This is a genomic window from Ensifer sp. ENS06, assembly GCF_014852205.1.
In the GTDB taxonomy this organism is placed as follows: domain Bacteria; phylum Pseudomonadota; class Alphaproteobacteria; order Rhizobiales; family Rhizobiaceae; genus Ensifer; species Ensifer adhaerens.
In genome coordinates this window covers 208,355-233,978 of record NZ_JACVBC010000001.1, presented here as the reverse complement: position 1 = coordinate 233,978, position 25,624 = coordinate 208,355, and the positions used below count along the sequence as shown (strand labels likewise).

Annotated in this window: 30 protein-coding genes; 17 read left to right on the top strand and 13 right to left on the bottom strand. The window is 64.1% G+C overall.

Annotation, left to right across the window (positions count from 1 at the left end; translation table 11 throughout):
• The first annotated feature begins 6 nt into the window (after positions 1-6).
• The 3 genes from IB279_RS01210 to IB279_RS01200 all read left to right on the top strand — a co-directional run bounded on the left by IB279_RS01210 (position 7) and on the right by IB279_RS01200 (position 1,552).
• The gene (locus IB279_RS01210) at positions 7-360 is read left to right on the top strand and encodes an ArsC family reductase (protein WP_034804565.1); all 354 of its coding nucleotides are present in this window, start codon (positions 7-9) and stop codon (positions 358-360) included.
• Between the two features lie 21 nt (positions 361-381).
• Positions 382-855 (top strand): Cys-tRNA(Pro) deacylase, encoded by a 474-nt coding sequence (ybaK, locus tag IB279_RS01205; RefSeq protein WP_113186866.1) that lies wholly within the window; start codon positions 382-384, stop codon positions 853-855.
• Positions 856-964: 109 nt separating this feature from the next.
• Positions 965-1,552 (top strand): dual specificity protein phosphatase family protein, encoded by a 588-nt coding sequence (locus tag IB279_RS01200; RefSeq protein ID WP_113186867.1) that lies wholly within the window; start codon positions 965-967, stop codon positions 1,550-1,552.
• Between the two features lie 282 nt (positions 1,553-1,834).
• Here IB279_RS01200 and IB279_RS01195 read toward each other — a convergent pair whose 3' ends face one another.
• On the bottom strand, positions 1,835-2,290 hold the full coding sequence (locus tag IB279_RS01195; RefSeq protein WP_246801838.1) for a MarR family winged helix-turn-helix transcriptional regulator: 456 nt from the start codon (positions 2,288-2,290) through the stop codon (positions 1,835-1,837).
• A gap of 84 nt (positions 2,291-2,374) precedes the next feature.
• Between IB279_RS01195 and IB279_RS01190 the strand changes: the two genes are divergently transcribed.
• The 3 genes from IB279_RS01190 (at position 2,375) to IB279_RS01180 (ending at position 5,360) form a co-directional block, all read left to right on the top strand.
• Positions 2,375-3,046 carry a glutathione S-transferase family protein gene (locus tag IB279_RS01190; protein ID WP_246801837.1) on the top strand — a complete coding sequence of 224 codons (672 nt, stop codon included), beginning with the start codon at positions 2,375-2,377 and terminating at the stop codon, positions 3,044-3,046.
• Between the two features lie 93 nt (positions 3,047-3,139).
• Positions 3,140-4,018 carry an MBL fold metallo-hydrolase gene (locus IB279_RS01185; RefSeq protein ID WP_246801863.1) on the top strand — a complete coding sequence of 293 codons (879 nt, stop codon included), beginning with the start codon at positions 3,140-3,142 and terminating at the stop codon, positions 4,016-4,018.
• 88 nt (positions 4,019-4,106) lie between these two features.
• The gene (locus tag IB279_RS01180) at positions 4,107-5,360 is read left to right on the top strand and encodes an aminopeptidase (protein WP_060519620.1); all 1,254 of its coding nucleotides are present in this window, start codon (positions 4,107-4,109) and stop codon (positions 5,358-5,360) included.
• A gap of 89 nt (positions 5,361-5,449) precedes the next feature.
• Here IB279_RS01180 and IB279_RS01175 read toward each other — a convergent pair whose 3' ends face one another.
• The 3 genes from IB279_RS01175 to IB279_RS01165 form a co-directional block, all read right to left on the bottom strand.
• Positions 5,450-5,848, bottom strand: a complete 399-nt coding sequence (locus IB279_RS01175) for a VOC family protein (protein WP_034804610.1) — start codon at positions 5,846-5,848, stop codon at positions 5,450-5,452.
• A 21-nt stretch (positions 5,849-5,869) separates the two neighbouring features.
• The gene (locus IB279_RS01170) at positions 5,870-6,499 is read right to left on the bottom strand and encodes an RNA polymerase sigma factor (protein ID WP_060580684.1); all 630 of its coding nucleotides are present in this window, start codon (positions 6,497-6,499) and stop codon (positions 5,870-5,872) included.
• A 75-nt stretch (positions 6,500-6,574) separates the two neighbouring features.
• On the bottom strand, positions 6,575-7,453 hold the full coding sequence (locus tag IB279_RS01165; RefSeq protein ID WP_113186869.1) for an EamA family transporter: 879 nt from the start codon (positions 7,451-7,453) through the stop codon (positions 6,575-6,577).
• Positions 7,454-7,542: 89 nt separating this feature from the next.
• On the opposite strand from IB279_RS01165, the gene IB279_RS01160 reads away from it, so the two are divergent.
• A complete protein-coding gene (locus IB279_RS01160) occupies positions 7,543-8,037 on the top strand; it encodes a MarR family winged helix-turn-helix transcriptional regulator (RefSeq protein ID WP_112976947.1) in 495 nt (164 codons plus the stop codon).
• A 6-nt stretch (positions 8,038-8,043) separates the two neighbouring features.
• Here IB279_RS01160 and IB279_RS01155 read toward each other — a convergent pair whose 3' ends face one another.
• From IB279_RS01155 to IB279_RS01140, 4 genes are all read right to left on the bottom strand, one after another.
• Complete coding sequence (locus IB279_RS01155) at positions 8,044-8,634, bottom strand: NAD(P)H-dependent oxidoreductase (protein ID WP_090296288.1); 591 nt, start codon at positions 8,632-8,634, stop codon at positions 8,044-8,046.
• A 165-nt stretch (positions 8,635-8,799) separates the two neighbouring features.
• The gene (locus tag IB279_RS01150) at positions 8,800-9,384 is read right to left on the bottom strand and encodes a chloramphenicol phosphotransferase CPT family protein (protein WP_113186870.1); all 585 of its coding nucleotides are present in this window, start codon (positions 9,382-9,384) and stop codon (positions 8,800-8,802) included.
• Positions 9,385-9,450: 66 nt separating this feature from the next.
• Positions 9,451-11,055 (bottom strand): exodeoxyribonuclease VII large subunit, encoded by a 1,605-nt coding sequence (xseA, locus tag IB279_RS01145; RefSeq protein ID WP_113186940.1) that lies wholly within the window; start codon positions 11,053-11,055, stop codon positions 9,451-9,453.
• 73 nt (positions 11,056-11,128) lie between these two features.
• Positions 11,129-12,949: a hypothetical protein gene (locus tag IB279_RS01140; RefSeq protein WP_113186871.1), complete on the bottom strand. Its 1,821-nt coding sequence runs from the start codon at positions 12,947-12,949 to the stop codon at positions 11,129-11,131.
• Positions 12,950-13,085: 136 nt separating this feature from the next.
• Here IB279_RS01140 and IB279_RS01135 point away from each other — a divergent pair, with 136 nt between their 5' ends.
• The 4 genes from IB279_RS01135 to IB279_RS01120 are packed head-to-tail and all read left to right on the top strand — an operon-like array spanning position 13,086 to position 15,450.
• Positions 13,086-14,147, top strand: coding sequence for a glycosyltransferase family 2 protein (locus tag IB279_RS01135; RefSeq protein WP_049811024.1), 1,062 nt, complete (start codon positions 13,086-13,088; stop codon positions 14,145-14,147).
• Entirely contained in the window at positions 14,144-14,851 is a 708-nt protein-coding gene (locus tag IB279_RS01130; RefSeq protein ID WP_113186872.1) for a bifunctional 2-polyprenyl-6-hydroxyphenol methylase/3-demethylubiquinol 3-O-methyltransferase UbiG, read from the top strand. Before IB279_RS01135 ends, IB279_RS01130 begins: the two co-directional genes overlap by 4 nt.
• 3 nt (positions 14,852-14,854) lie before the next feature.
• The gene (locus tag IB279_RS01125; RefSeq protein WP_234798717.1) at positions 14,855-15,223 is read left to right on the top strand and encodes a transporter; all 369 of its coding nucleotides are present in this window, start codon (positions 14,855-14,857) and stop codon (positions 15,221-15,223) included.
• A gap of 17 nt (positions 15,224-15,240) precedes the next feature.
• Positions 15,241-15,450 (top strand): hypothetical protein, encoded by a 210-nt coding sequence (locus IB279_RS01120; RefSeq protein ID WP_090296281.1) that lies wholly within the window; start codon positions 15,241-15,243, stop codon positions 15,448-15,450.
• A 4-nt stretch (positions 15,451-15,454) separates the two neighbouring features.
• Here the strand turns inward: IB279_RS01120 and IB279_RS01115 are convergent, their stop codons facing one another.
• Positions 15,455-16,234, bottom strand: a complete 780-nt coding sequence (locus IB279_RS01115; protein WP_192338941.1) for a helix-turn-helix domain-containing protein — start codon at positions 16,232-16,234, stop codon at positions 15,455-15,457.
• A 77-nt stretch (positions 16,235-16,311) separates the two neighbouring features.
• Between IB279_RS01115 and IB279_RS01110 the strand changes: the two genes are divergently transcribed.
• Positions 16,312-16,767, top strand: a complete 456-nt coding sequence (locus tag IB279_RS01110) for a hypothetical protein (protein ID WP_246801836.1) — start codon at positions 16,312-16,314, stop codon at positions 16,765-16,767.
• Between the two features lie 66 nt (positions 16,768-16,833).
• On the opposite strand, the gene IB279_RS01105 is transcribed toward IB279_RS01110, so the two are convergent.
• Positions 16,834-17,820 carry a Gfo/Idh/MocA family protein gene (locus IB279_RS01105; protein ID WP_029742452.1) on the bottom strand — a complete coding sequence of 329 codons (987 nt, stop codon included), beginning with the start codon at positions 17,818-17,820 and terminating at the stop codon, positions 16,834-16,836.
• A 199-nt stretch (positions 17,821-18,019) separates the two neighbouring features.
• Between IB279_RS01105 and IB279_RS01100 the strand changes: the two genes are divergently transcribed.
• Together IB279_RS01100 and IB279_RS01095 are read left to right on the top strand one after the other, a co-directional pair.
• Positions 18,020-18,970, top strand: a complete 951-nt coding sequence (locus IB279_RS01100) for an aldo/keto reductase (RefSeq protein WP_113079395.1) — start codon at positions 18,020-18,022, stop codon at positions 18,968-18,970.
• Between the two features lie 19 nt (positions 18,971-18,989).
• Positions 18,990-19,463: a GNAT family N-acetyltransferase gene (locus tag IB279_RS01095; protein ID WP_113079396.1), complete on the top strand. Its 474-nt coding sequence runs from the start codon at positions 18,990-18,992 to the stop codon at positions 19,461-19,463.
• Here the strand turns inward: IB279_RS01095 and IB279_RS01090 are convergent.
• Positions 19,415-20,050, bottom strand: a complete 636-nt coding sequence (locus tag IB279_RS01090; protein WP_113079397.1) for a hypothetical protein — start codon at positions 20,048-20,050, stop codon at positions 19,415-19,417. The two genes, IB279_RS01095 and IB279_RS01090, sit on opposite strands and share 49 nt — an antisense overlap.
• 80 nt (positions 20,051-20,130) lie before the next feature.
• The gene (locus IB279_RS01085; protein ID WP_034804636.1) at positions 20,131-21,021 is read right to left on the bottom strand and encodes a LysR family transcriptional regulator; all 891 of its coding nucleotides are present in this window, start codon (positions 21,019-21,021) and stop codon (positions 20,131-20,133) included.
• Between the two features lie 249 nt (positions 21,022-21,270).
• Here IB279_RS01085 and IB279_RS01080 point away from each other — a divergent pair, with 249 nt between their 5' ends.
• The 3 genes from IB279_RS01080 (at position 21,271) to IB279_RS01070 (ending at position 23,122) form a co-directional block, all read left to right on the top strand.
• Positions 21,271-22,266, top strand: a complete 996-nt coding sequence (locus IB279_RS01080; RefSeq protein ID WP_034804639.1) for an aldo/keto reductase — start codon at positions 21,271-21,273, stop codon at positions 22,264-22,266.
• A gap of 98 nt (positions 22,267-22,364) precedes the next feature.
• Complete coding sequence (locus IB279_RS01075) at positions 22,365-22,727, top strand: nuclear transport factor 2 family protein (protein ID WP_034804642.1); 363 nt, start codon at positions 22,365-22,367, stop codon at positions 22,725-22,727.
• Positions 22,724-23,122: a VOC family protein gene (locus IB279_RS01070; RefSeq protein WP_113186873.1), complete on the top strand. Its 399-nt coding sequence runs from the start codon at positions 22,724-22,726 to the stop codon at positions 23,120-23,122. The genes IB279_RS01075 and IB279_RS01070 overlap by 4 nt, the downstream gene beginning before the upstream one ends.
• A gap of 63 nt (positions 23,123-23,185) precedes the next feature.
• Here the strand turns inward: IB279_RS01070 and pheT are convergent, their stop codons facing one another.
• Positions 23,186-25,612, bottom strand: coding sequence for a phenylalanine--tRNA ligase subunit beta (gene pheT / locus IB279_RS01065; protein WP_113186874.1), 2,427 nt, complete (start codon positions 25,610-25,612; stop codon positions 23,186-23,188).
• Positions 25,613-25,624 lie beyond the last annotated feature (12 nt).

The window sequence follows — 25,624 nt, the reverse complement described above, 5'->3', positions numbered from 1 at the left end:
ATGGGAATGACGGTTACGATTTACGGCATCAAGAACTGCGACACGATGAAGAAGGCCCGCACTTGGCTCGACGGCCGGGGCATCGCCTATCGCTTCCACGACTATAAGGCCGAGGCCATCGACCGCCCGCATCTCGAGCGCTGGTGCAAGGAGGCCGGATGGGAAACGGTGCTGAACCGCGCCGGCACGACTTTCCGCAAGCTCGACGAGGCCGACAGGCAGGGCCTCGACGAACAGAAGGCGATTGCGCTGATGCTCGCCCAGCCCTCGATGATCAAGCGTCCGGTGCTCGAAGCGGACGGCAATCTGCTGATCGGCTTCAAGCCGGACCTCTACGAGGCCGTGCTCGCCAAAGCCTGACCCCCATTTGGAGCGACGACGATGTCGAAGACCACGCGCGCCACGCAGATGCTTTCGAAGGCCGGCGTCACCTTCAGCGTGCATGCCTATGACTATGATCCCAATGCGGAGCGCGTCGGCCTGCAGGCGGCCGAGGCGCTCGACGAGGATCCGAGCCGGGTGCTGAAGACGCTGATGGCTGAAGTCGACGGCAAGCCGGTCTGCTGCGTCGTTCCCTCCGATCGTGAGGTCAGCATGAAGAAGCTCGCCGCCGCCTTCGGCGGCAAGTCGGCGGCGATGATGAAGCCGGCGGATGCCGAGCGGCTGACCGGTTACCATGTCGGCGGCATCAGCCCGTTCGGCCAGAAAAAACAGGTGCCGACGGCAATCGAGGAGGCCGCACTTGCCGAAGTGCTGGTCTACATCAATGGCGGACAGCGCGGTCTGCAGGTGCGGCTTGCACCCCGCGACGCCCAGGCCACGCTAAAGGCGATCGCCGCACCGCTCATCGCCTGAGGCGCTGCCATCAAAATATCACAGATGCCTTATACGAGCCGCTGATGCGGGGACGAAATGTGCAATTTTTGCATGCACGCCCGCCTTCGAACGGCGTCGGGTCTCTCACATGGCATTTTCAAGATTTCCCAGCGCGAAGCGTCTTTTGAAGCGCCTCGCCGTCGGCACGGCTGCGCTCGTCGCGGCCCTGGTCATCTACCTCGTCGGTCTTCAGTGGACCGGCAATTTCCATACGCTCGTGGCCGGTGAGGTCTACCGTTCGGCACAGCCGACGCCGGAGGCGATCGCCGCCTATTCCAAGGCCTACGGCATCCGCACCATTCTCAACCTGCGCGGCGAAAAGCCGGACGAGCGCTGGTATCGCGAAGAGGTTGCCGCCGCCGAGCGCAACGGTATCCGGCTCATCAACTTCCCCATGTCCGCTTCGGCCGAGATCGACCGCAAGGAAACCGACGCGCTGATGGCGATCCTCAGGGACGCGCCAAAGCCGCTTCTGATCCACTGCAAGGCCGGCGCCGACCGCACCGGCCTCGTCTCGACGATCTACCTGCAGCAGATCGCAGGGGTCGACGAGGAAACGGCCGAGTGGCAGCTTTCGCCGCTCTATGGACACGTGGCCATTCCCTATCTCTCCGGCACCTTCGCCATGGACGAGACCTGGGAAGCCCTCGAGAAGTCGTTCGGGCTGAGCAGCTAGGCGACGACGGCGTCCTAGATTGACGCTCGTTCCGTCGGGGTCCCTCATCCGGCCTGCCGGCCACCTTCTCCCCGCAAGCGGGGCGAAGGAGACACATGGCACCCGTTCGTCTCAGCAACGACGACCTCCCTCTCCTGTGACGGCTCCGGTCGGCGGCGCTACGAACAGCACGCCAGCACGCCCCCTCTCCCCCTTGCAGGAAGAGCGCTGAGGTGAGGGGTAACTTGCCTGGAAGGCGCTACCCGATCGTTCGCCGGTACCCTGTTTGAGAACTGACGTGCTCTACCTGAGCTTCGCCAGCAGCCCCGTGAGCTGCCGCGCCTCCGCTTCTGTCAGCCGGGCGCCGACATGGGCCTCTATCGAAGGCCCATAAGTCTGCCACATGCGCGCGCGCAGCGCCCTTCCGGCCTCGGTGACGACAACCCATTGGCCGCGACCGTCGGCGTCGAAGGCTTCGCGACGGACCAACCCCTCTTTGACCAGGCGATCGATCAGGCGCGACAAGTTATACTGCGCGAGCAAGGTGCGCGCCTCGATCTCGAAGGGCCGCAGCCGGCCGTCTTCGGCCTGAACCAGTTCCCACAACACGTCGTACCAGCCAAGCGGTGGCAGGCTGGCCCCCTTGAAATCGGCCTCGATCCGAGCAAGCACGCATTCCCGTGCGCGCATCAGGCAGATCCAGGCCGCGGTCGTTTCGGGGCCAGGGCCCTTCTCGTCGATTTTCGTCTCTTTGCTCATAGATGCAATTACATCCATCTTGAAAGTCGAAGCAAGCCCACATACATGCATATGCATCTACTTTACCTCAACCGGGAGATTGCCATGCTTACCCTCGTCAGCCACCATCTCTGCCCCTATGTGCAGCGTGCCTCGATCGCGCTCGACGAAAAAGGCGTTCGCTTCGAGCGGACCTATATCGACCTCAAGGCCAAGCCCGACTGGTTCCTGAAAATCTCGCCGCTCGGCAAGGTGCCGCTGTTGCAGGTGCCGCAGCAGAGCGGCGAAACGGTACTGTTTGAAAGCTCCGTCATCGCCGAATATGTCGAGGAAAGCCAAGCCGGCCCGAAGCTTCACCCCGAAGATGCGCTGGAGCGCGCCCGTCATCGCGGCTGGATGGAATTCGGCTCGTCGATCCTTTCGGATCTCTGGGGCTTCGAGACTGCGAAGGACCGGGAAACCTACGAACAGAAACGCCAGGCGGTGGTCGGCAAACTTGCGACCGTGGAAGCGGCACTTGGCGAAGGTCCCTACTTTGCCGGTACACAATTTTCGCTCGTCGATGCGGTCTTCGCACCGATCTTCCGTTACTTCGATCTCTTCGACACGCTTGCAGATCACGGCATTTTCGACGGACTCGATCGTGTCGGCGCCTGGCGCAAGGCGCTCGCCGAGCGGCCGAGCGTCAAGGCGGCCGTGACGCCGGATTACGGTGAGCGGCTGATGACCTTCCTCAGGGAGCACGACGCTTATCTGCTGCGCGCCGGACAGGCATAGCGAAGAGCGCGAGATCACGCCGTCCTTCAGTTTGGCGCGCGCCTGCTCTATGACAGGGCGCAAGCCATGCTGGAGGAGCGCCTTGTGACCGACATGATCTCGACCCTTACGGTTCTTAAGCCCTATCCCGGCGTCTATGCCTACTATGACGGGCGCGTTGCCGGAGTGCGGCTCTATTCGCAGGCGGCGAACTGGCTCGATGACGGCGCCTACGAACTCGGCGTCGCCTCCTATGCCATCGTCGACGGCACGCAAGCGCTGGTCTACGACACGCATATCTCGCTCGATCACGCTCGGGCGATCCGCAACCATCTCGAAAGCCTTGGCGTCACCGCGATCCGCGTCGTGCTCAGCCATTGGCATAAGGACCATGTGGCCGGAAATGCGGTCTTTGCCGATTGCGAGATCATCGCCCTCAAGCTGACGGCAGCGAAACTTGAAGAAAACCGCGAGAAGATCGAAACGGCGACGCCGCCGATCCAGCCCCTCGTGATGCCGAACCGCCTGTTCGACGAGACGCTTGCACTGACCGTCGGCGCACGCCGGGTCGAACTGCATCACTTCGCCATCCATAGCGCCGATGGCAACGTGATCTGGCTGCCCGAGGAGAAGTTGCTGCTGGCGGGCGATACGCTTGAGGATACGACGACCTTCATCAGCGAGGCTGAGCAGACGGCGACGCACATCGCGGAACTCAAGCGCCTGCGGCAATGGCAGATTGCTCGGATTCTACCCGCCCATGGCGATCGCGAACGCATCGCCAGCGGCGGCTACGGACCGAAACTGATCGATGCCAATCGCGGCTATCTCGAGCGGCTGACCCGCGCGATCGCGACCGGTTCTGCCATCGGCACACTCAAGGAATTCGCCGCCGAGGATATCGCCTCCGGCGCGATCCTCTATTTCGCGCCTTATGAGGCTGTGCACAGGAGCAATGTCGAGCGAGTGCGTGCGGCCCTCGGCGCGCGCTGATTGCACGAAACCTCCCGGGCTCAGCCTTCATTTTCGCCGCAAAGCGCTCTAAGTCTTCTTCTTCCGATTTCAGAAAGACAGGTAGATCATGACCTTTCCCGCCAATACGCCCGATCCGATCGACCCGGTGAAACTCGACAAGCTCGCGGAAGTCGCGATCCAGGTCGGCCTGCAGCTTCAGCGCGGTCAGGACCTTGTCATGACTGCGCCGGTCGCGGCGATGCCGCTTGTTCGCCTGATCACCAAGCACGCCTACAAGGCCGGTGCCGGCCTCGTGACGACGCTCTATTCGGACGAGGACACGACGCTTTCGCGTTATGCCTATGCACCGAACGAGAGCTTCGACCGGGCAAGCGACTGGCTGTTCAAGGGCATGGCCGAAGCTTTCGCCGGTGGTGCAGCGCGGCTTGCGATCTCCGGCGACAACCCGATGATGCTTTCGGCGCAGGATCCGGCCAAGGTGGCGCGGGCCAACAAGGCAAATTCCATTGCATATAAGCCGGCGCTCGAAAAGATCTCGAACTTCGACATCAACTGGAACATCGTTTCATACCCGAACCCGTCCTGGGCGAAGCTCGTCTTCCCGAACGACCCGGAAGAGGTTGCCGTCGAGAAGCTCGCCAACGCCATCTTCGCCGCCTCGCGCGTCGATGTCGCCGATCCGGTGGCCGCCTGGAAGGAGCACAACGCCAACCTCGCCCGGCGCTCGGCCTGGCTGAACGGCGAGCGCTTTGCCGCGTTGCACTTTACCGGCCCGGGCACCGATCTGACCGTCGGGCTTGCCGATGGCCATCTCTGGTGCGGCGGCGCATCGGAGGCCAAGAACGGCGTCACCTGCAACCCGAACATCCCGACCGAGGAAGTGTTCACGACGCCGCATGCGCTGCGCGTCGAAGGCCATGTCTCCTCGACCAAGCCGCTGTCGCACCAGGGCACGCTGATCGACAACATCCAGGTGCGTTTCGAGGGCGGCCGGATCGTCGAAGCCAAGGCATCGCGCGGCGAGGAAGTACTGAACAAGGTGCTAGACACCGACGAGGGCGCGCGCCGGCTCGGCGAAGTGGCTCTGGTGCCGCATTCCTCGCCGATCTCGGCAAGCGGCATCCTGTTCTACAACACGCTGTTTGATGAAAACGCCTCGTGCCACATCGCGCTCGGCCAGTGCTATTCCGGCTGTTTCGTCGACGACACCAAGCTGACGCCGGAACAGATCCGCGCCCAGGGCGGCAATTCCAGCCTGATCCACATCGACTGGATGATCGGTTCGGGCCAGGTCGACATCGACGGCGTGCGCGCCGATGGTAGCCGCGTCCCGGTCATGCGAAAGGGTGAATGGGCCTGATCACGGCCCCTCCCCGGTCTCGTCCGACCTGAAAGGCTTGTGGCCGCCGCAACACATGCGGCGGCCTTTTCTATTGGGGAAACGCCCCTTCAGCCGTTGGCAGCCCGCTTCAGACGCGGCATCTCCGCCGATTGGTAAAGGGACAGCACGTGGCCATCGGGATCGGCGAATTCTGCCGACCAGCCGCCGGGCGCATGGCTCACCGGCGTGACGATGGTGGTTCCCTTTTCAGCGAGGCCCGCGACCACATCGTCGATGCCGCCTTCGGCGAGATCGAACACAACGATCGGTGTGTTGCCCGGCTTGCTCTCCACGACGAAGAAGATCAACTCGACCTCGTCTTCTATCTTCGCCATCAGCCAGGAACCGGCTTCGTCGTCCTCCATGCGCTGGACGTTGAGACCCAGAACATCACGGTAGAAGGCTTCCGTGCGGGTGAGATCCGAGACGAAGTAGCAGATGGCCCCGATACGTGGTTTCGACAACATTGGTTGCTTCCCTTGTGTTTGTTACGCCGGCTTGTTGCCGCCGGTTGCCGTTTCGTGAGACGCGCGCGGCGAAAAATTGATCGCGAAGAGATGGCCGTCCGGATCGTGGCTGGCAAAGGCGGCGCGGCCGCCGCGGGTGACCGGCAGGAGGGCCTGACGAATACGGCCGCTTTCGAGCGGATAGCGAAGTCCGGTCAGTTCCAGATTGATCTCGACATGGCCGGCATCGCGCCAGGCCCGGCGCAGCATCAGGATGCGCTGGCGCAGCGCTTCATCGGAAATGCCGAGGAGATGACGGATTTCGAGGCGATTGTGGCCGCCGATCGCCAGCAGCATCACGATCCTGAGGCTCGGGGAAAGCGTGACGGCGAACGCCAGCGGATCGCCAGAGCGCCGCTCTTCCACTTCGGGAACGTCCGCTTGCAGCTCGCGGCGCAAACGGCGAGCAGCGGTGCGCGCCTGCATCGCTGCGAGCTTGCGGAGAACACCGCAGAACCAGGCGCGATCGCCGCCGGTTGGAAAACGCCCTGCCTTGAGCGCGACGATCAGCGCCTCATGCAGCAAATCCTCCGCTTCGGCCGCACGGCGGCTTTGCCGCCTCGCGAAACGGAGGAGATCGGAATAGTGCGCTGGCGTCAGATGCTCGGTCATCAGGGCGTGCGCTTCTTTGAGGATTGACGTTGCCGGCAATGTGAAGCGCATGCGCTGTGGTTGCAAGCCCTGCTTTCAGGCGCGCGCCGCTCGCACCTTGGGGGCGAGTTGCGCGCGCTGGCTGAGCCAGACGCTGATGAAGACGACGAGGATGCCGAGCGCCTGCACCGGCGTCAGTTGCTCGCCGAGCACGCCCCAGCCGAGCAGGATGGCAACGACCGGGCTCAGGAAACCGAGCGGCGAGACGGCAGAAGGTTCGAGGCGCGACAGGCCGCGGAACCAGAGCAGATAGGTGAAGGCGGCGCCGACCAGACCGAGATAGGCGAGACCGAGGACGTTGGCGGTGGTCAGCGGCGGCAGCGACGGCTCGAAGAACAGCGCCACCGGCACGAGCATGAGGCCACCGGCCGCCAATTGCCAGGCAGTGAAGGTGAGCGGCGGAACCGGCGGCGCCCAGTGGCGGCTCAGCACCGTGCCGAAGGCCATGGAGACGGCTCCGGCGAGACCAGCGAGCACCCCGAGCGGATCGAGCGCGGCGCCCGGCGTCAGCACCAGCAGGGCGACGCCGGCAATGCCCGCAAGGCCGGCAGCCACGCTGAGCAGGCGGATCGGCGAGCCCAGGAAGACGCGCGACAACAGGATGACGATCAGCGGCTGAACGGCACCGACGGTTGCGGCGACGCCGCCTGGCAGCCTGTAAGCGGAAACGAACAGCATGGCCCAGAAGAAGGAGAAGTTGAGCGCGCCGAGCACGAAGGTCCGCGGCCACCAGATACCGTCCGGCAGGCGCCGCACAATCAGGAGCAGGAGCAACCCCGCCGGCAGCGCCCGCAGCATGGCAACCGTCAACGGGTAGCCAGACGGCAGGAACTCTGTGGTGACGAGATAGGTGCTGCCCCAGATGGCCGGTGCCAGCGCGGTCAAGGCAAGGTCGACGGTGCGGTTCGAACTCATATCTTTACCTCAAGAATCTCTATGTCAAGATAAAATGAGGATAGCGCGGTTTATCTCTAAGTCAAGATACTCTATGCTGAGATAAATGCATGGAGGTTTTGATGGATCGCGTCGACAGGATTTTGGCCCAATGGCACCGGGAGCGGCCGGACCTCGATGTTTCGGCCATGGGCCTGCTTGGCCGGCTCTCGCGGGTTTCGACACATATCGCCCGGGAAATCGACAAGTCGTTTTCCGAGCGCGGATTGAATGCGTCGAGCTTCGACGTGCTCGCGACGCTTCGTCGGTCCGGACCGCCCTATCGGCTTTCGCCCGGAGACCTTCTGGATACGACCATGGTCAGCTCCGGCACCATGACCAACCGCATCGACCAGCTTGAAAAGGCCGGGCTCGTCGAACGGATCGCCAATCCCGAGGACAGGCGGGGGGTGATCATCGCCTTGACGGACGAGGGCTTGCGCCGTGTCGACGAGGCCGCGACCGCGCATGTGGCAAACCAGCATCGCGTCGTTTCCGCGCTGTCGCCCGAGGAACGCGTAGTGCTCAACGCACTGCTGCGCAAATATCTCGCGACCTTCGAGTAGCCGCGATCACAAACTGGAGGCAAGCCGACGGACACGCTCCAGATGCGCCTTGCGCTTGGCGTCGGTCGCCCGGTCCATGTCGTGCAGCGCGAGCATGCGGAAGTTCAGTCCCTTGGCGCAGAAGGCGGCGATGCCGCGCTTCAAAAGCCGCTTCACCGGATTACCCATGTAGAGATGCACCACCCACCAGGGCGAGCCGGTCGTCGTCAGCGCCCAGAAGAGCTTGATATTGTGGAGCCGCGGGATGATGCGGCCGCCGGCCGGGTCGTTGTCGAAGGCGATGCCCGGCGCAAAGACGCGATCGAAGAAGCCCTTCAGAATCGCCGGAAAATTGAACCACCATTGCGGGAAGACGAGCACCAGCCCATCGGCCGCCTGCAGCCGGCCGATCCAATCTGCCGCGCCTGACCGATCATAGGTGTCGGTGAAGTAACTGCCGCGCTCGGCGACGCTGAGGCGCGGATCGAAATCCTCGCGATAGAGATCGAGCAAGTCGACCGAATGTCCCCTCGCCTCCAAGGCGGCGCGCGCTTCACGCGCCACGTTCGCGGCAAAACTGTCTTCGAGCGGGTGGGCAAGCACGAGCAGAATGCGCATGCGGTGTTCCTAACATATCGATCTGGAATCAAGATCCGTCGCCGGGAAAATGAGCTTAAAAATCAACCGAATACAATGCCGTTTTTCGCGACCGTCAGGCCGCGCCGAGGAGGCAGTCATGCGAGCCGACACGCTCGCTCCCTAGACCGCCAGCAGCCGCCTTCTTCAGAACGGGGATTTGCCCGATCCTGCCCGGGCTTCCAGCGCCAGTGTGTCGAAGACGGAGGGCGAGCGGCGCACTGACCAGGCGGAAATCAATTGCGCGGCGGCGTCATCGGCGGCCTGTCCCGGACCAAGCTCCAGATCGTAACACTGTCCGACGTGAATGCGGTGAAAATCATCTGCGGCGCTGCCGATCGGCCGGTCGGCGCGAAGCCGTTCGCGCCGGACCAGTTCGTCGAGTTCACAGTGAAGCGCGACAAAAAACACATCGAACGGCTGAAGCATCACCGCGAGCTCAGACGCCCAGCCGGGCTCTTCGAGAATGTGCTCCAGCAGGAGATTGTTGCCGGCTGACGCATAGGCGACCAGCGAGCGGTGAAAACCGTCGAAGAAGCGCGCCCGGTGTTCCTTCCAACGAAAATCGCCGCGGCGGAACCGTTCCATCGGCACCGTCCCCGAATCGCGAAGATGGTCGATCGAAACATGCCAGAACGGCGCGCCGATCTGCGCCTGGACCGCCCGCGCCAGCGTCGATTTCCCGCTGCTGGAAGCGCCGTGGATGAAGATAATCTTGGCTCGCTCGACCATGCCGGGCTCCGTCACTCTCTTGCGAACGCTGGCGCTACGTCGTCGGCATGACAGCGGGATGACGCGCTAGAACAGGTTGCCCTGTTTCGGCGGCTCTCCCGCCGGGTCTGCGGGCTTCGGCTGCTTCTTGCGGGGCGTCGTCGGCGGAGAACCTGGCTCGCCCTCCCCGTCGCCGGCAATCGCCGACACGCGACCGTCGGCAAATTCCAGGCTGAGCGTCATGCCGACCGAGACGGACGAAGCCTGGCGCACCGGCCCGCCTTCGGCATCGCGCACCAGCGCAAAACCGCGCTGCAGGACGTTGCGATAGGAAAGCGACTGCAGGATGCGATCCTGGGCGACGATGACGCTGCGCAGGCGTCGCACGTCGGCGCGCACGGCCGCATCGGACCGGGCAGCAAGCCCGGCGACGCGATCGGATGCCCGATGGATCTGGCCGATGAGGCGCGAGGGCAAGGCGCGCAGCGCAGCGTCGGCCGCGGAAACCCGCGCCTCGCCGCGATGTACCTGCCGCTCGACGATGCGGTCGGCCTTGTTCATGGCATCGACCAGGCGCTGGCGACGCTCGGAAAGCTTGCCCTTGAGAAGATCGGCACGCAGCTCGGCAGACACGCGTTCGAACTGACGGCGCTTGTTGGCCGTGTTCATCGTGAGGCCGCGCCCGAGCCCGAGCGCAGCCTCGTCGAAACGGCGGCGCGGCAGCGCCAGCAACTGGTCGAGCGACGGCAGCGCCCGCGCCAGAGACCGCACCGCCTGGCGGCGATTGTCCATCTGGCGTCCGACAGCCGACTTGAGGCGTGCCGACAGGCCGGAGAGACCGGCTTCGAGATCGGCCCTGACCGGCACCGCCATTTCCGCTGCACCCGTCGGCGTCGGCGCGCGCTGGTCGGCGGCATAGTCGATCAGCGTCCAGTCCGTCTCGTGGCCGACGGCCGAAATCAGCGGGATCCCGGAGGCGGCGGCAGCGCGCACGACGGCCTCATCGTTGAAGCCCCAGAGGTCTTCGAGGCTGCCGCCGCCACGCGCGACGATCAGGACATCCGGCCGCGCAATCGGCCCGCCGGGCTCGATCGCGTTGAATCCGCGGATCGCCGCTGCAACCTCGTCACCCGAGCCATCGCCCTGCACGCGAACCGGCCAGACGACGACATGGACGGGAAAGCGGTCGGCGATGCGGTGCAGGATGTCGCGGATGACGGCACCGGTCGGCGACGTCACGACACCGATCACCTTGGGCATATAGGGCAGCTGCCGCTTGCGATTGGCGTCGAACAGCCCTTCGGCGGCGAGCTTGCGCTTGCGCTCTTCGAGCAGCGCCATCAGTGCGCCGGCGCCGGCCGGTTCCATCGTCTCGATGACGATCTGATACTTCGAAGAGCCCGGGAAGGTCGTGACCTTGCCGGTCGCGATCACCTCCATACCCTCTTCCGGACGGAAGCGCAGGCGCGAGAAGGTACCCTTCCAGATGACTGCATCGATGCGCGCCCGATCGTCCTTGAGCGCGAAATAGGCGTGGCCCGACGAATGAGGGCCCCGATAGCCGGAGATTTCGCCGCGCACGCGCACCTGGTCGAAGGCCTGTTCGACCGTTCGCTTGATCGAGCCCGAAAGCTCGGACACCGAATATTCGGTGAGGTTGCTCGGAGAATCGCTGTCGAAGAAAGAGGCCATTGCCTCTTTTACCGCACCCTTCGCCGAAGGCCAGCACATCCCTCACGCTTTCCACGCGCCAGGGGCGTGGCGCTCAAGGCGCCAGCGTATAGAGCCGGATGGGCGAGCCTTCCGAAACCGGCAGGGGCGACAGGAATGCCGGCACGCGCCCGGCGGCGAGATCCGCATAGAGACCACGCGGAGCGCGGGCAGCTATGACCTGCGTTTGAGCGTCGACGGCGCAGAAGGCGAGCACCGGCTGCCCGAGCTGGCGCAACAGGACGGCGGCGGCTCCAGGCTCGGCCAGGCCGATCGTCAGCTCGCGGAGCATGCCGGCGGCATTGCGATGATAGGGCGCGCTGAGCACGCGGTGTTCGGTGCGGCGAAGCAGCGTCGCGCCGATATCCGACGGTCCGACGACCAGCGACGGCGCCAGCCGCCCAATATCGGCAAGGGCGGCGTCGGTCAGGCACGCCTCGCCGTTCGTGACCGCTGCTTCCGCGGCAGCAAACCCGCTGATCCCCTTTTCCGCAAGCGTTCCGGCAACGGCCCACATCGCCGGAACGGAAACGAGCAGTGCTCCGACATAGAGAAGGGAGGCGCGGGCGCCAGCCGTTCCGCCGCTCGACCGCGCACGCAGGTCGGTAAGCAGCAGGGCCATCGGCACGATGGCGAGCAGGTTGGAAAATGCCATGCCGCGGACCTGGACGAGGGCGATCGCCAGGCTCGAAAGCACCAAGGCAAGGAGCACCAGATGGAGATCGATCCGATCGCGACGCAAGATGCGCCAGAGGCAGATGGCCGAGGCAAACGCGCCGGTGAAATAGTAGGCGCCGATATTGGTCGGCTCCTGCACAGCGATCAGCGTGACGGAACGGGCTTCGGAGATATGGTCGAGCCAGAGCTCGATGAGCAGCGGATCGAGACCGGCCAGTGGATTGCCGAGGCATTGCGGCGCCACCGACAGGGCGACCGCGGCAACGACGAGACCGCAGAGAGCGAGCGCGCCGAAGCGCAGCGCTGGCGCGCGGTGGCTGACAGTGGCGGCGGCGAGCGCGAGGAGGACGCCTCCCGTCAGCGCCAGCGAATAGAAGGCGATCGAGAGATTGTCGCAAGTCGCGGCGAAATAGAGGCGCGGCGGCACGGTCGAAAAGAAGATGACGTTGAGGCCGGCTGCCAGCGACAGGCCGAAGGCGACGGTCGAACGCGAGGCCGTCTGGCCGGCCCAGAGCCACTGGCAGGCAACGATTGCGCAGACGACCGCCACGAGTGGCGTGGTTTCGGCACCTACGGCGATCGCGAGTGCGGCCGCCGCTCCCGCAAGCGCATAGTTTAGGGCACGATACCGTCGATCGACGAGCATCGCCGCCATGACCGCGGCCAGCACCAGTTGCACATTGTGGTGATCGATGGCCCCCCCGAGGAAACGGTTCGAGGTGGCGATGAAGATCGCGGTCAGCCCCAGGCAGAAATGCATGGCGACCGTGCCGCCGGCACGGCGTCCGGCGAGCCCCATCGCCGCAAGCAGCCCGACCGCGAGCGCCATCGGCCAGATCGCAAGCGCCAGGACTTCCGCCTGCTCCACGCCGACAAAAGGCCGAAAAATCAACATGAGCCCGGCGATCGGCAGATCGATCAGGCGCGACCAGTGCATCAGCGTTCCGCCCTCGAGCCCCAGGCGGGGCTGGGTGAGGTCGAACCAGCTCTGTCCGGCGAGGAGGTCGCGCACCTCGACCAGGCGCATGGCATCGTCATTGTCGCGGCCGAGATAATCCGGCGCCCGCATGAACTGGGTGACGAGGAAAAGAACCGTGGGCACGCCATAGGCGAGCACCATCCCAAGGAGGCTCGACGAGAGCCGCCGCTGCCTGGGCGTAGCCGCCATTTCCGGTAGTGCCGCCATTCCGCTCGACATAGGTTCCCGCCCTCTAGATCGCGTGGATCTTACGTCCCTGCGATCAAGAAAGCGTAAAGCGCGCGGCGGCGAGGCCGGTCGCTTCGACCGGCCCGCGCGGCGCACCTTGGCGTCTTGTTAACACCCTGATCCTATGATGGCGCGATCCAACAGCAACCGAGCCACCTTGATGTTCGACCGCTTCAACATCGCCGTTCTCCTGCCTTGCTACAACGAAGCATCGACCATCGGACAAGTGGTCGAGGGTTTCCAGACGGCACTACCGACGGCGCGAATTTACGTCTACGACAACAACTCGACCGACGGCACGGCGTTGAAGGCGATGCTTGCCGGCGCGACCGTCGTACGTGAACGCCGGCAGGGCAAGGGGCACGTGGTGCGCCGCATGCTCGCCGATATCGACGCCGACATCTATGTCATGGCCGACGGCGACAGCACCTATTGCCCGACCGATGCGGAAGACCTGATCCGCACCTTGATCACCGAGCGCGCCGACATGGTCGTCGGCACGCGGCGCGGCGTTCACGACGATGCCGGCAGGCAGGGTCACGCCTTCGGCAACAGGCTCTTCAACATTCTGTACCGTGAAATTTTCGGCACCGATTTCAACGACATCTTCTCCGGCTACCGCGTGCTCTCGCGCCGCTTCGCCAAGAGCTTCCCGGCGATTTCCAACGGCTTTGAAATCGAGACGGAGATGTCCGTCCATGCCTCGCGTCTCAAACTGCCGGTCGCGGAGCTTGAACTGGACTATGGCCGGCGCCCGGAAGGTTCCCATTCCAAGCTGTCGACGTACAAGGATGGCGCCAAGATCCTCTGGACCTTCGCCATGCTCATGAAAGAAACGCGGCCCTTCACGTTCTTCGGCGTGATCGCCATGGCGTTCTTTGCGACGAGCATCGGCTTCATGATGCCTGTCTTGCTCGAATATTTCGCCACAGGCCTCGTGCCGCGCATGCCGACCTGGGTCCTCGCGCTGGCCATGCTGATGATGTCGATCATCATGTTCACCGCAGGCCTGATCCTCGATTCGGTCTCGCGCGCCCGCACCGAGCAGCTCCGGCTGCACTACATCGCGACACCGGTACGGGCTGCGCCGCTGGAGAAGGTCGATAGCGGCGTCGCTCTGCCCCGGGGCGAGGACCAGGAAGCCGGCTTGCAGTCGGCACCACGCATTGTGCGGGAGCGCCGCGGATGAACCGGGAAACGACCAACCGCATACGCTTCCTGATCGAAGACGTCATTCCGCCGATCCTCAGGGATTCGCGCCTGTTCAAGGGTATGGCGAGCCTCGCCTGGGGCAAGCACATCGCCCACCTCGCCGACTTTCGCGCACGGGCGCCGTTCCTGTCGGCGAACGAGTACGAGGACCTCTACCGGCAGCACCCGAGAGTGCACGAGGGAACGGACAATTCCGAAGCCTGCGTGCGCAAGATCGCGGCAAGCGTCGTCGGCGACAGCGTCTGCGACGTCGGTTGCGGCACCGGCGTTCTGTTGAAGCGTATCCGGGAAGCCAAGCCCGACCTTAAACGCCTCGCCGGTGTCGACTTCGCCATCGACGATGCGGCCCGGATCGAAGGCATCGAATATCACGCCGCGATGATCGAGGACCTGCCCTTTGCGGACGGCGAATTCGACACGGTCGTCTGCACGCATGTGATCGAGCACATTCTCGACTACCGCAAGGCGATCGCCGAGCTTCGCCGGGTCACCCGCCGGCGCCTGATCATCGTCGTGCCGCGCGAGCGCGAGTACCGCTACACCTTCAATCCGCACTTCAATTTCTTTCCCTATACCCACTCCTTCCTGCGGGCGATGCACCCCGTTCCGGCCGCGCACACATGCGTCGATATCGGCCGCGATATCTTCTATTGCGAAGACAGAACTGCCGCGGCGGAGTGAGGTATGGCGATGAACCTCAATCTCACGCCCACCGTCTGGTTCGGGTTGTTCTTCACGCCGGTGCTGATCTCGGCCGGGCAAATCCTCTTCAAGTTGACAAGCGCGAAGACCGGGAATGCCAGTGCCCAGGGGCTCCTGGCTCTGGCCCTCAGCCCCACCTTGCTGATCGCGCTCGCCGTCTATGGCATCGGCACGATCATCTGGATCTTCACGATCAAGTCGGTGCCACTGACGATCGCCTATTCCTTCATGGCGCTTACCTTCTGCATCGTGCCGCTGCTTGCCGCCGTCTTTCTCGGCGAGGCGGTGACGCTGCGCTACGCCTTCGGCGCCGCGCTGATCATCAGCGGCATGATCATCATCAACTCCTAAGGGGATAAGCGGGCCTCATGATCGTCACCGCATCCTTCGTCCTCGGCATTGCCATATGCGGCCTCAAATCCGCCCGCGCCTGCCTGTTTGCCGGCACGGGGCTGCTGGCGCTTGCGGGCGCAAACGGCGACTGGATCCAGGCGGCGGCAGCGATCGGCGCTTACAACATGGGCGTCGCGCTGATGATTTGCGGCGCGATTGCCATCGGCCTGGAGCGCGACCGATAGCCGATCATCCCTTGCGTTCGAAAAACGCCCTGGTCTCCTCGTCGGCCGGAAAGAAAGATTCGATCAGCACCCCCTCGAGCAGCGCATCCTGGGTCGAGCCGAAGGTCTGAAGCGTGGTGATGAAGCTTAAGCGCAAGCCGCCGATGTCGAGCTCGATTGGCAGCACCGGCAACCGGTCAGTGTCCGGATGGTTTTCGGTCGCACGCGCCACGGCCGGATTGGACGCCGCTTTTTCCAGCCGCTTGCCGAGGCGGCTGCGGGGACCCTGCAGCCAGGCTTCGGTTCTGACCCGCTGCACCAGATCGGCGGCCGCGGCCTCCCAGTTGACGACCAGCTTGCGCACATTGTCGTTGCCGAGAAACGTGTCGAGAAAGTTCTCGCCGGGCTGGAACGGAATGTCGGCGGCAACCGCCAGGCTCGCCAGCGCCGGATTAACGACCAGCAGCGTATACTCGTGATCGAGCACCAGCCCCGGATAGGGATCGTGGCGCGCCAGGATCAGCCTGATGGCATTGGCAACGACCGGCGGCATGGCGTCCAGCCCGGCGGCGGGCCGCGTCGCCATGCGCGGTCGATAGCCGGCTGCCGAAAACAGCGTGCCCTGGTCGCGAGCGGGGACTTCCAGCACCGAGGCCAGCCGCAGGATCATGCCCTCCGACGGTTTCGAGCGGCCGGTTTCGAGAAAGGACAGGTGGCGCGCCGAGATGCCGGCGGCAACCGCAAGATCAAGCTGGCTCATGCGGCGGTGCCCGCGCCATTCCTTCAGATGTTCACCAAACTGCATGGGTCGTGATTCTCCTTTCTGCCGGAGAGTGGCGCGCGCCGGTCGTAAAATCCATTACCTCAGAGGTAATTGGTTTGATGACACCGAACCGGCAATCTCCGGTCATCGACAAACCGATGGAGCCGACGATGAACCTCTCGAACCGCAGCCTGCTCAACAAGACCTTCCTTGCCGACGGCGTCTACTCTCTTGCCGTCGGCGCCGTGCTGATCCTTTTTGCCGCCCCGCTTGCTTCGCTCTTCAGCCCCGCCGCGACAGCGCCGATGATGAAGATCCTCGGCGTCGGGTTGGTATTTTGGGGGATCTTCCACCTTGCCGCGGCGCGCAACGGCGGGCCGGTCGCAGCAGCGGCACGCGTCAGCATCGCTGGCGACATCCTTTGGCAGGTGGCAAGCGTAGCACTGCTGGTCGCGGCTTACCCGTTCCTCACTGTCGCGGGTATCGGCTTCATCGTCATCGGCCTGATCACGGTCGCCGACTTTCTGATCGTCAAGCTGCGCGGCCTTGCGCGGGAACAGGCAGCGATTGCCTGACGGGATGATCGCTGGAGAAGAAGAGGAAAGGGCCTGCCGGCAAAACCAGCGGGCCCTTTCCGTTGATCAGATGGTCTCCCAACCGTCCTTGGCGCTGGCGCGGTAGATCGCGTCGATGAATTTCTGATTGAGGCGGGAGTTTTCCAGCGTCACCACTTCCTCGTCCTCGCCCTTGGCCGCGCGGGCGAAAGCTTCCGCCTGGAGCTTGTACTGGCGCGCGTCCTGGAAGCGGAAAAGCTGGGATTGGGCGTGGTTCTGGTTCGTCAACTCCACTTCCTCGCGGCCATAGCGGTCAGCGTTGAAGGGCGACTTCACCTCGATGAAGCCCTTGTCGCCGTGGAAGACCATGACCTGGCGGGCCGCCAACTGGGTGGAGATGTAGAAGCTCAGCTCGAAGTCGCCGAAATCGGCGCGCACGCTCGAATAGATATCCGTGCCGAATTCCGGATCGCGATCGGTGTTTGCCTGAACGCGCACCGGCTCCTTGGCCGTGACGAAGCGGGTGGTGATCGTCGGGTATACGCCGATATCCGGCAGGCCGCCGCCACCGAGCGCCGGGATGTTGCGCATGTTGTTGGGGTCGCGGTTGAAATAGGTGAAGGCGCCCTGGACGTGGCGCAGCCGGCCGATCGCGCCTTCGGCGATCAGGGAGCGGACCTTTCGCCAGACCGGGCTATAGGTGACCATGAAGGCTTCGGCGATTACGACGCCGTTGCGGTCACGTGCGGCGATGAGCTGGTCGATCTCAGAGGCGCGCAGTGCAATCGGCTTTTCGCAAAGCACATGCTTGCCGGCATTGGCGGCCTTGACCGACCATTCCACATGTTGCGCCGTCGGCAGCGGAATGTAGACCGCATCGATGACATCGGAAGCGAGCATCTCTTCGTAGGAACCGAAGGCGTGCGGCGCGGAGAAGCGATCGGCCATTGCCCGGGCCTTGGCGAAGTCGCGGCTGGCGACAGCCGAGACGACGGCGTTTTCCGCATCCTGAATGGCCGGCACGACGAGGTCGCGGCCGATCCTGGCCGTGGACAGAATTCCGAAACGTAACATGACAAGGCTCCCTGATTTGGTGGCAGAGACTAGCGCCGAGGTACGTACCTAGCAAGCGGCAGTGAGCGGTTTGGCGAAGAAGTACGACGTGCAGAAAATTGCCGAAAGGCGGGTGACAATGTCAGCTTTTCTGCCCTATCTTTCCTTCGCAATCCTCCCGATCGCAACATGCCCTCATCCAGTCCAATGGAGCGAAACCATGGAAAAACTGAGACTTGGCCGCACCGACCTGACAATCGCGCCCCTCGTCTTCGGCGGCAATGTCTTCGGCTGGACCGCCGACGAGAAGACCTCTTTCGCGCTGCTCGACGCCTTTTTCGATGCCGGCTTCAATGCCATCGACACCGCCGATGTCTATTCCTCCTGGGCGCCCGGCAATCAGGGCGGCGAGTCCGAAACGATCATCGGCAAGTGGCTGAAACAGTCGGGCCGGTCGCGCGACAAGGCCGTCATCATCACCAAGGTCGGCTCGGAGCTCGGCCCCGACCGCAAGGGGCTTTCGCGCCGCTGGATCCTGCAGGCGGTCGAAGATTCGCTGAAGCGGCTACAGACCGACCATATCGATCTTTATCTCTCGCACTGGCCAGACCCCGACACGCCTTACGAGGAGACGCTTGCGGCCTACGACCAGCTGCTGTCCGAAGGCAAGGTGCGGGCGATCGGCGCCTCCAACCTGAACTCGCTGCAACTGCGCGAGGCGCTCGACGTGTCCGCCAACCAGGGCCTGCCCCGCTATCAGGTGCTGCAGCCGGAATACAATCTCTACGACCGCGACGCATTCGAAGGACCGCTGCGCGACCTCTGCATCGCCGAGGAGATCGGCGTCATCAGCTATTTCGGGCTGGCGCGGGGCTTCCTTTCGGGGAAATACCGCACCCACAAGGACCTCGAAGGCTCCGTGCGCGGCAGCGGAGTCGAGAAATATCTCGACGGACGCGGCATGCGCATCCTTGGCGTTCTCGACGACATCGCGGCCGACACGGGCGCGACCCAGGCGGAAATCGCGCTCGCCTGGATCCGGACACGCAAGGGCGTCACAGCGCCGATCGCCAGCGCCACCAGCCTTGAGCAATTGCAAAGCCTCATTCGCTCCGCGGAACTCAAGTTGTCGGACGAGGCGGTGCAAAAACTCAACGACGTCGGTGAGTGACGGGAGCAAAAACCACACAATGGCATTGACGATACGCGCCGCGACTGGCGGCGACGAGGCGGACTGGCGCCGCCTCTGGGCTGGCTATGTCGCCTTTTCCGGCACCGATCTCGCCGAAGACATCATCGACCTCACCTGGAAGAGGCTTATGGATCCCGCCGCACCGCTCTTTGCGCGGCTGGCGATGCTCGACGGGCAGGTGGTCGGCTTTGCGATCTGCCAGGAGCAGCTCGCCACCTTCTTTCGCCGGTCGATATGCTACATCGAGGATCTCTATGTCGATCCTGCAGGGCGTGGCCAGGGCGTGGCGCGGGCGATGATCGACGATCTCATTGCGCATTGCCAGGAGAAGGGCTGGGACCGGCTCTACTGGTACACCGAGGCCGACAATGCGACGGCGCGGCGGCTCTATGACCGCTACTCCGGCACCGACGAGCACGTGCGCTACAAGGTGAATATCGGCGCGGCCCTCAAATCCGGAAACCCGGCATAGGCCTCGGCGTGGCGGCCGGCCTGGTTCTCCATGCCGGCCTTGGTCAGGACACCGCGCGGCTCGACGAAGCTCATGATCCGGCGCGCCGGCCGCTCGTGCCACTGGATGTTGAAAGCCCATAGCTTTGGGAAAAAGCAGAGCGAGGCGTAGTGCAGATGGTCGTGGATCCACCAGGCGATCGACTGCCAGCCGCCGATCTCGCCGCGTCGATCCCAGACCCAGGGAATGACGATGCAGGCGGTGGCGCCGATGCACCCGTCGGCATCGCGCATGTCCCAGATGTGGTCGGCGGCAGAGGCCGCATTGGTCGAGCAGTTGAGCCCATTGGCATTGCCGAAGCCGTTGACGGCGCGGTTGCGGTAGCCCGAGCGGATGACGAGGCGGCCGAAGGTCGCTTCCAGCGGTTCCAGCAGTTCCTCGCAGAGACGGCGCCCGGCCTCGATCGCCAGATCCGGATCATCGGGAATGTTCGGGATACGGTAGAAGTCGGCGATTTCCGAATGCAGGAAATCGCGAAAGAAGAAGTTTCGAGAAAGCCGCACCCGGCCGAGATCTTCAAGACCCTTCATCGAACCGGGCTTTTTCATAGGCCTTCCTCTCATCAAGACACGAAACCAATGGCATTCCAGATCCGGGCCCGTCCCGCCACCCGATTTTGCGCCGGCTGCTATCCGCTGTGCCGGAAGAAGTCGATGAAAGCGCGCAGTGCCGGCCGCATCTGCCGGCGGCTCGGATAGTAGAGATAGGGGCCGGCATAGGGCGCGCACCAGTCCTCCATGACGCGCACCAGCTTCCCTTCGGCAATCGCGGTCTCGACCCGTGAGAGGAAGAGATAGGCGAGACCGGCGCCGCCCATTGTCGCCTTGATGATCGGCCGGTCCTCGCCAAGGATCAGCGGTCCCTCGACCGATACCGTCAATTCCTCGCCATGCTTCTCGAATTCCCAGCGATAGAGGGTGCCGTTGGAGAAGCGCCGGCGGATGCAGCGATGCTGCGCGAGGTCGCGCGGGTGCTGCGGCCGGCCATAGCGTTGGAAATATTCGGGAGACGCGACGACGGCGCTTTCCAGCTCCGGGCCGACCTTCACCGCGATCATGTCGGCCTCCAGGCTCTCGCCGAGCCGGATGCCGGCGTCGAAACCTTCTTCGACGATATCGGTGAAGCCGTCCTCGTTGGCGATTTCGAGCACGATCTCGGGATACCGATCCAGGAAGGCGCCCAGGCGCGGCGCCAGGATCAGATCGGCAGCGAACCGCGGTGCGGTGATGCGCAGATTGCCGGCCGGGCGCTCGCGGGCGTCGGCGGCTGCCTCCAGTGCATGGGCGATCTCGTCGAGCGCCGGCGCCAACCGTTCGAGCAGCCGGCGCCCCTCCTCCGTCGGGGCGACGCTGCGGGTGGTGCGGGCAAGCAGACGAATGCCGAGGCTCGCCTCGAGGCTGCCGACGGCGTGGCTGACGGCCGAAGGTGCGACGCCCAGTTCGCGCGCGGCACCACGAAAGCTGCCGTGGGCGGCGACGGCGGCCAATACCGCGAGTTGGGAGAGCTGTGTTCTGTTCATTGATCGAAATAATAGAACAGCCCGTGAGAATTGACAGTGATTTTCAGCCGCCCCATCGAGCCCTATTCTTCACATGTCGCCAGCGTCAGGACGAAGCGAGGAGCTCGTCTGGCGATGAGGCAGAGGAACCCGTCGCGCCGCCACAAAAGGGCGTGGGCGGCGGTGCCACCCACCATTTCATGCCTCGGACGATAGACGTGCGCTCCCAACGCGCTAGCTCCGACGCATGGCAGCCATAAAGGACACGACATGAAGACCCGCAAACTCGGAAGTGAGCTTACCGTCTCCACCATCGGCCTTGGATGCATGGGCATGAGTTTCGCCTATGGCGCTGCGGACGAAGCGGAATCGATCCGCACGCTGCAGCGCGCCGTCGATCTCGGCGTCACCTTCTTCGACACGGCCGAAGTCTATGGTCCCTTCGAGAACGAAAAGCTCGTCGGCAAGGCGCTCGGCCCGGTGCGTGACAAGGTGGTCATCGCCACCAAGTTCGGCTTCCGCATCGAGACCGGCGTGCCGAGCGTCCAGGCGATCAGGGGCGTCGACGGCCGGCCGGAGCATGCGAAGGCGGTAGCGGAAGCCTCGCTCAAGCGGCTCGGCACAGATGTCATCGATCTCTACTACCAGCACCGCGTCGACCCTGACGTACCGATCGAGGACACCGTCGGCGCCATGGCCGAGCTGGTGCGCGAGGGCAAGGTGCGCGCGCTCGGCCTTTCGGAAGCGAGTGCCGCCACCATCCGCCGCGCCCACAAGGTTCATCCGATCGCCGCGGTGCAGAGCGAGTATTCGCTGTGGACGCGCGATCCGGAAGAAGACGTGCTTGCCACTTGCCGCGAACTCGGCATCGGTTTCGTGCCATACAGCCCGCTTGGACGCGGCATGCTGACCGGCGCGATCCGCAAAGCCGAGGATCTGGAAGCCGACGATTTTCGCCGCTCGCTGCCGCGGTTCCAGGCGGAGAACTTCGACGCCAACGTCCGACTGGTCGAGACGCTGCAGGCGCTGGCCGAGGAGAAGGGCGTGACCGCCGCCCAGCTGGCGCTCGCCTGGGTCATCAACCAAGGCGATTTCATCGTGCCGATCCCGGGTGCCCGCAAGCTCGACCATCTGGAGCAGAACGCCGCCGCTGCGGAAATCCGGCTCACGGTCGAAGAAACCACCCGGCTGTCCGACGCACTCTCGCCGACCCTGGTCGCAGGAAAACGCTACACCGACGCCTCGCTGGCACTCACCAATCGTTGAGCCAAAATTTCTCTCCGCTCCCGCAGCGGAGAGAATGCCCATCGAAATTCCCGCTGAACGCACTACCTCTGAGCAACAAGCAACTGGGGAGGAGCGGGATGTCCGACGAGCAGGCGATCAGTGCAGTGGTGCACCTCTATGTGGACGGCATGGCATTTGCCAACGAAGGGGCGCTGCGCAAGGCGTTCCATCCCGATGCGGCGATCATCGGCAACTACCAGGGCGCGCTCGAATGGATGACGCGTGACGGCTTCATCAAGGCGATCCTCGATACCGGTGCGGCACCACCCGGAACACAGCCGGAAATGGACGTGCAGATGATCGACATCACCGGCGACGCCGCCACGGTGAAGGTCATCGACAGCTTCGCCGGAGAGCGCTTCTCCGATTACCTGTCGCTGGTGAAGATCGACGGCCGTTGGCTGATCGTCAACAAGATCTATCACCTGCACGCGCAATGACGGACGGCGGACCCGAGTCCACATCGACCGGCCGGCTGCTTGCCATCGACCATGTGCAGCTTGCGATACCGGAAGGCGGCGAAGACTTGGCGCGCGGCTTCTATGGCGGATTGCTCGGGCTGACGGAGGTCGTCAAGCCCGCCAATCTGCTTGGCCGTGGCGGCTGCTGGTTCGAGCGGGGCAGCATCCGCCTGCACCTCGGCATCGACCAGGATTTCGTGCCGGCGCGCAAGGCCCATCCGGCCTTTTTGGTCGACGATCTCGAGCGGATGATCCTCAGGCTCGAAGCCGGCGGCGTGACGACCGCCGAGGACGAGCCGCTTGCCGGCTACCGCAGATGTTATGTCAACGACCCGTTCGGCAACCGCATCGAGCTGATGCAGCGCGCGCAATAGGCCGCAACGAAAAGGGCCGCTGCGGTGCAGCGGCCCTTTCGGTATCCGTTTTTGTCGAACGGATCAGGCGCGCAGTACGCCGCCGGTCGTCTTCGTCACATTGGCGACGATCTTGGCGGTGAGCGCCTCGAAATCCTCGTCGGTGAGCGTACGCTCGACCGGCTGGATGGTCACCTCGATGGCGATCGACTTCTTGCCTTCGCCGAGCGATGCACCCTCGAAGACGTCGAAGACGCTGACGCCGGTCACCAGCTTGCGGTCGGCACCCGAAGCGGCGCGCAGGATTGCGCCGGCTTCCACCGCCTTGTCGACAACGAAGGCGAAGTCGCGCTTGACCGCCTGGAACGGCGAAAGATCGAGCGCCGGCTTGGTGCGGGTCGCCTTCTTCTTCGGCTCCGGCATGGCATCGACATAGATCTCGAAGCCGCAGAGTGCGCCGGAGACGTCGAGCGCTTCCAGCGTCTTCGGATGGAACTCGCCGAAGGTGCCGAGAACGATCTTCGGGCCGAGCTTGATCGTGCCGGAGCGGCCCGGATGATACCAAGCGGGACCGCCCGGTTCGAACTGGACGTTGCCCATCGGCACGCCGCAGGCTTCGAGCACGGCAATCGCGTCGGCCTTGGCGTCGAACACGTCGACCGGCTTGCCGCCGCCCTTGGCGGCGTTCGACCAGAGACGACCTGCACCGTTCAAGGAAGCCGTGCCGCGACGAATGCCGCCGGCTACGCGGCGCTGCGCGTCCGCCGTATCGCCTTCATAGGTGCCGGAGACTTCGAAGATCGCGACGTCGCCGAAACCCTTGTCGGCATTGCGCTGGGCAGCCGTCAAAAGGCCCGGCAGCAGCGACGGGCGCATGTCCGACATGTCGGAGGCAATCGGGTTCGCAAGCTTCAGTGTCGGTGCGCCGCCGCCAAAGAGCTTTGCCTGCTCTTCGGAGATGAACGACCAGGTAACGGCTTCGAGCATGCCGCGGCTGGCAAGCGCGCGCTTGGCAAGGCGCGTGCGGATCTGCAGCGTCGTCAGGATCTTGCCGTTGACGGTACCATGGCTCGGCAAGGGAGCTGCAACGATGTTGTCGACGCCGTGGATGCGCATGACCTCTTCGACGAGATCGGCCTTGCCGTCGACATCGGGACGCCAGGAAGGAACCGACACCTTGAAGCGGTCGCCAGAACCTTCGATGCCGAAGCCGAGCTTTTTCAGGATCGAGACGCTTTCCTCGGAGGAAACCTCAAGGCCCGTCAGGCGCTTCACTTCGGAAACCGGGAAGTCGACGATCTTCGGCTCATGGCCGGCATAACCGACCACTTCCGCCTTGGCGGCGGTGCCACCGCAAAGCTCGAGCACCAGTTCTGTGGTGCGCTCGAGACCGGGCACCATATATTCCGGATCGACGCCACGCTCGAAGCGGTAGCGCGCATCGGTGATGATGCCGAGCGTGCGGCCGGTCTTGGCGATGTTCATCGGGTCCCAGAGAGCCGATTCGATCAGGACGTCGGTGGTGTTCTCGTCGCAGCCGGAATGTTCGCCGCCCATGACGCCGCCGATCGACTCGATCGCCTTTTCGTCGGCGATGACCACGTTGCTGGGACCGAGCTTATATTCGCGCTGGTCGAGCGCCAGCACCGTCTCGCCGTCCTTGGCGCGGCGGACCGTCAGGTTGCCCTCGACCTTGGCGGCGTCGAAGACGTGCATCGGCCGGCCCTGGTCGAAGGTCATGTAGTTGGTGATGTCGACCAGCGCATTGATCGGGCGGAGGCCAATTGCCAGCAGGCGCTGCTGCATCCACTTCGGCGACGGGCCGTTCTTGACGCCGCGCACCAGGCGCAGCGAGAAGCCCGGGCAGAGATGCCTGTCTTCGCCGAGATCGAGCGTCAGCTTGGTGGGCGTGTCGCCTTCCACCTTGAAGGCCGGCGCCTTGCGCGCCTTCAAGGTGCCGAGGCCGGAAGCGGCGAGGTCACGGGCAATGCCGTAGACGCTGGTGCAGTCCGGCCGGTTCGGCGTCAGGTTGATCTCGATCATCGGATCGTCGAGGCCGGCATAGGTCGCATAGCTCGTGCCAACGGGTGCGTCGGCCGGAAGGTCGATGATGCCGTTGTGGTCCTCGGAGATCTGCAGTTCCTTTTCCGAGCACATCATGCCGCGGCTTTCGACGCCACGGATGGTGCCGACGGCGAGCGTCACGTCGATGCCGGGAACATAGGTACCGGGGGCTGCAAAGGCGCCGACAAGGCCGGCGCGCGCATTCGGTGCGCCGCAGACGACCTGGATCGGAGCGCCGGCGCCGGTGTCGACCATCAGTACCCGAAGCTTGTCGGCGTTCGGATGCTGCTCGGCCGAAACGACCTTGGCGATGACGAAGGGCTTGAAGGCGGCCTTGTCGTCGACGTCTTCCACTTCGAGCCCGATCATCGTCAGGCGCGCGCAGATGTCTTCCAGCGAAGCGTCGGTTTCAAGGTGGTCCTTGAGCCAGGAAAGCGTGAATTTCATGATTTCACCTGT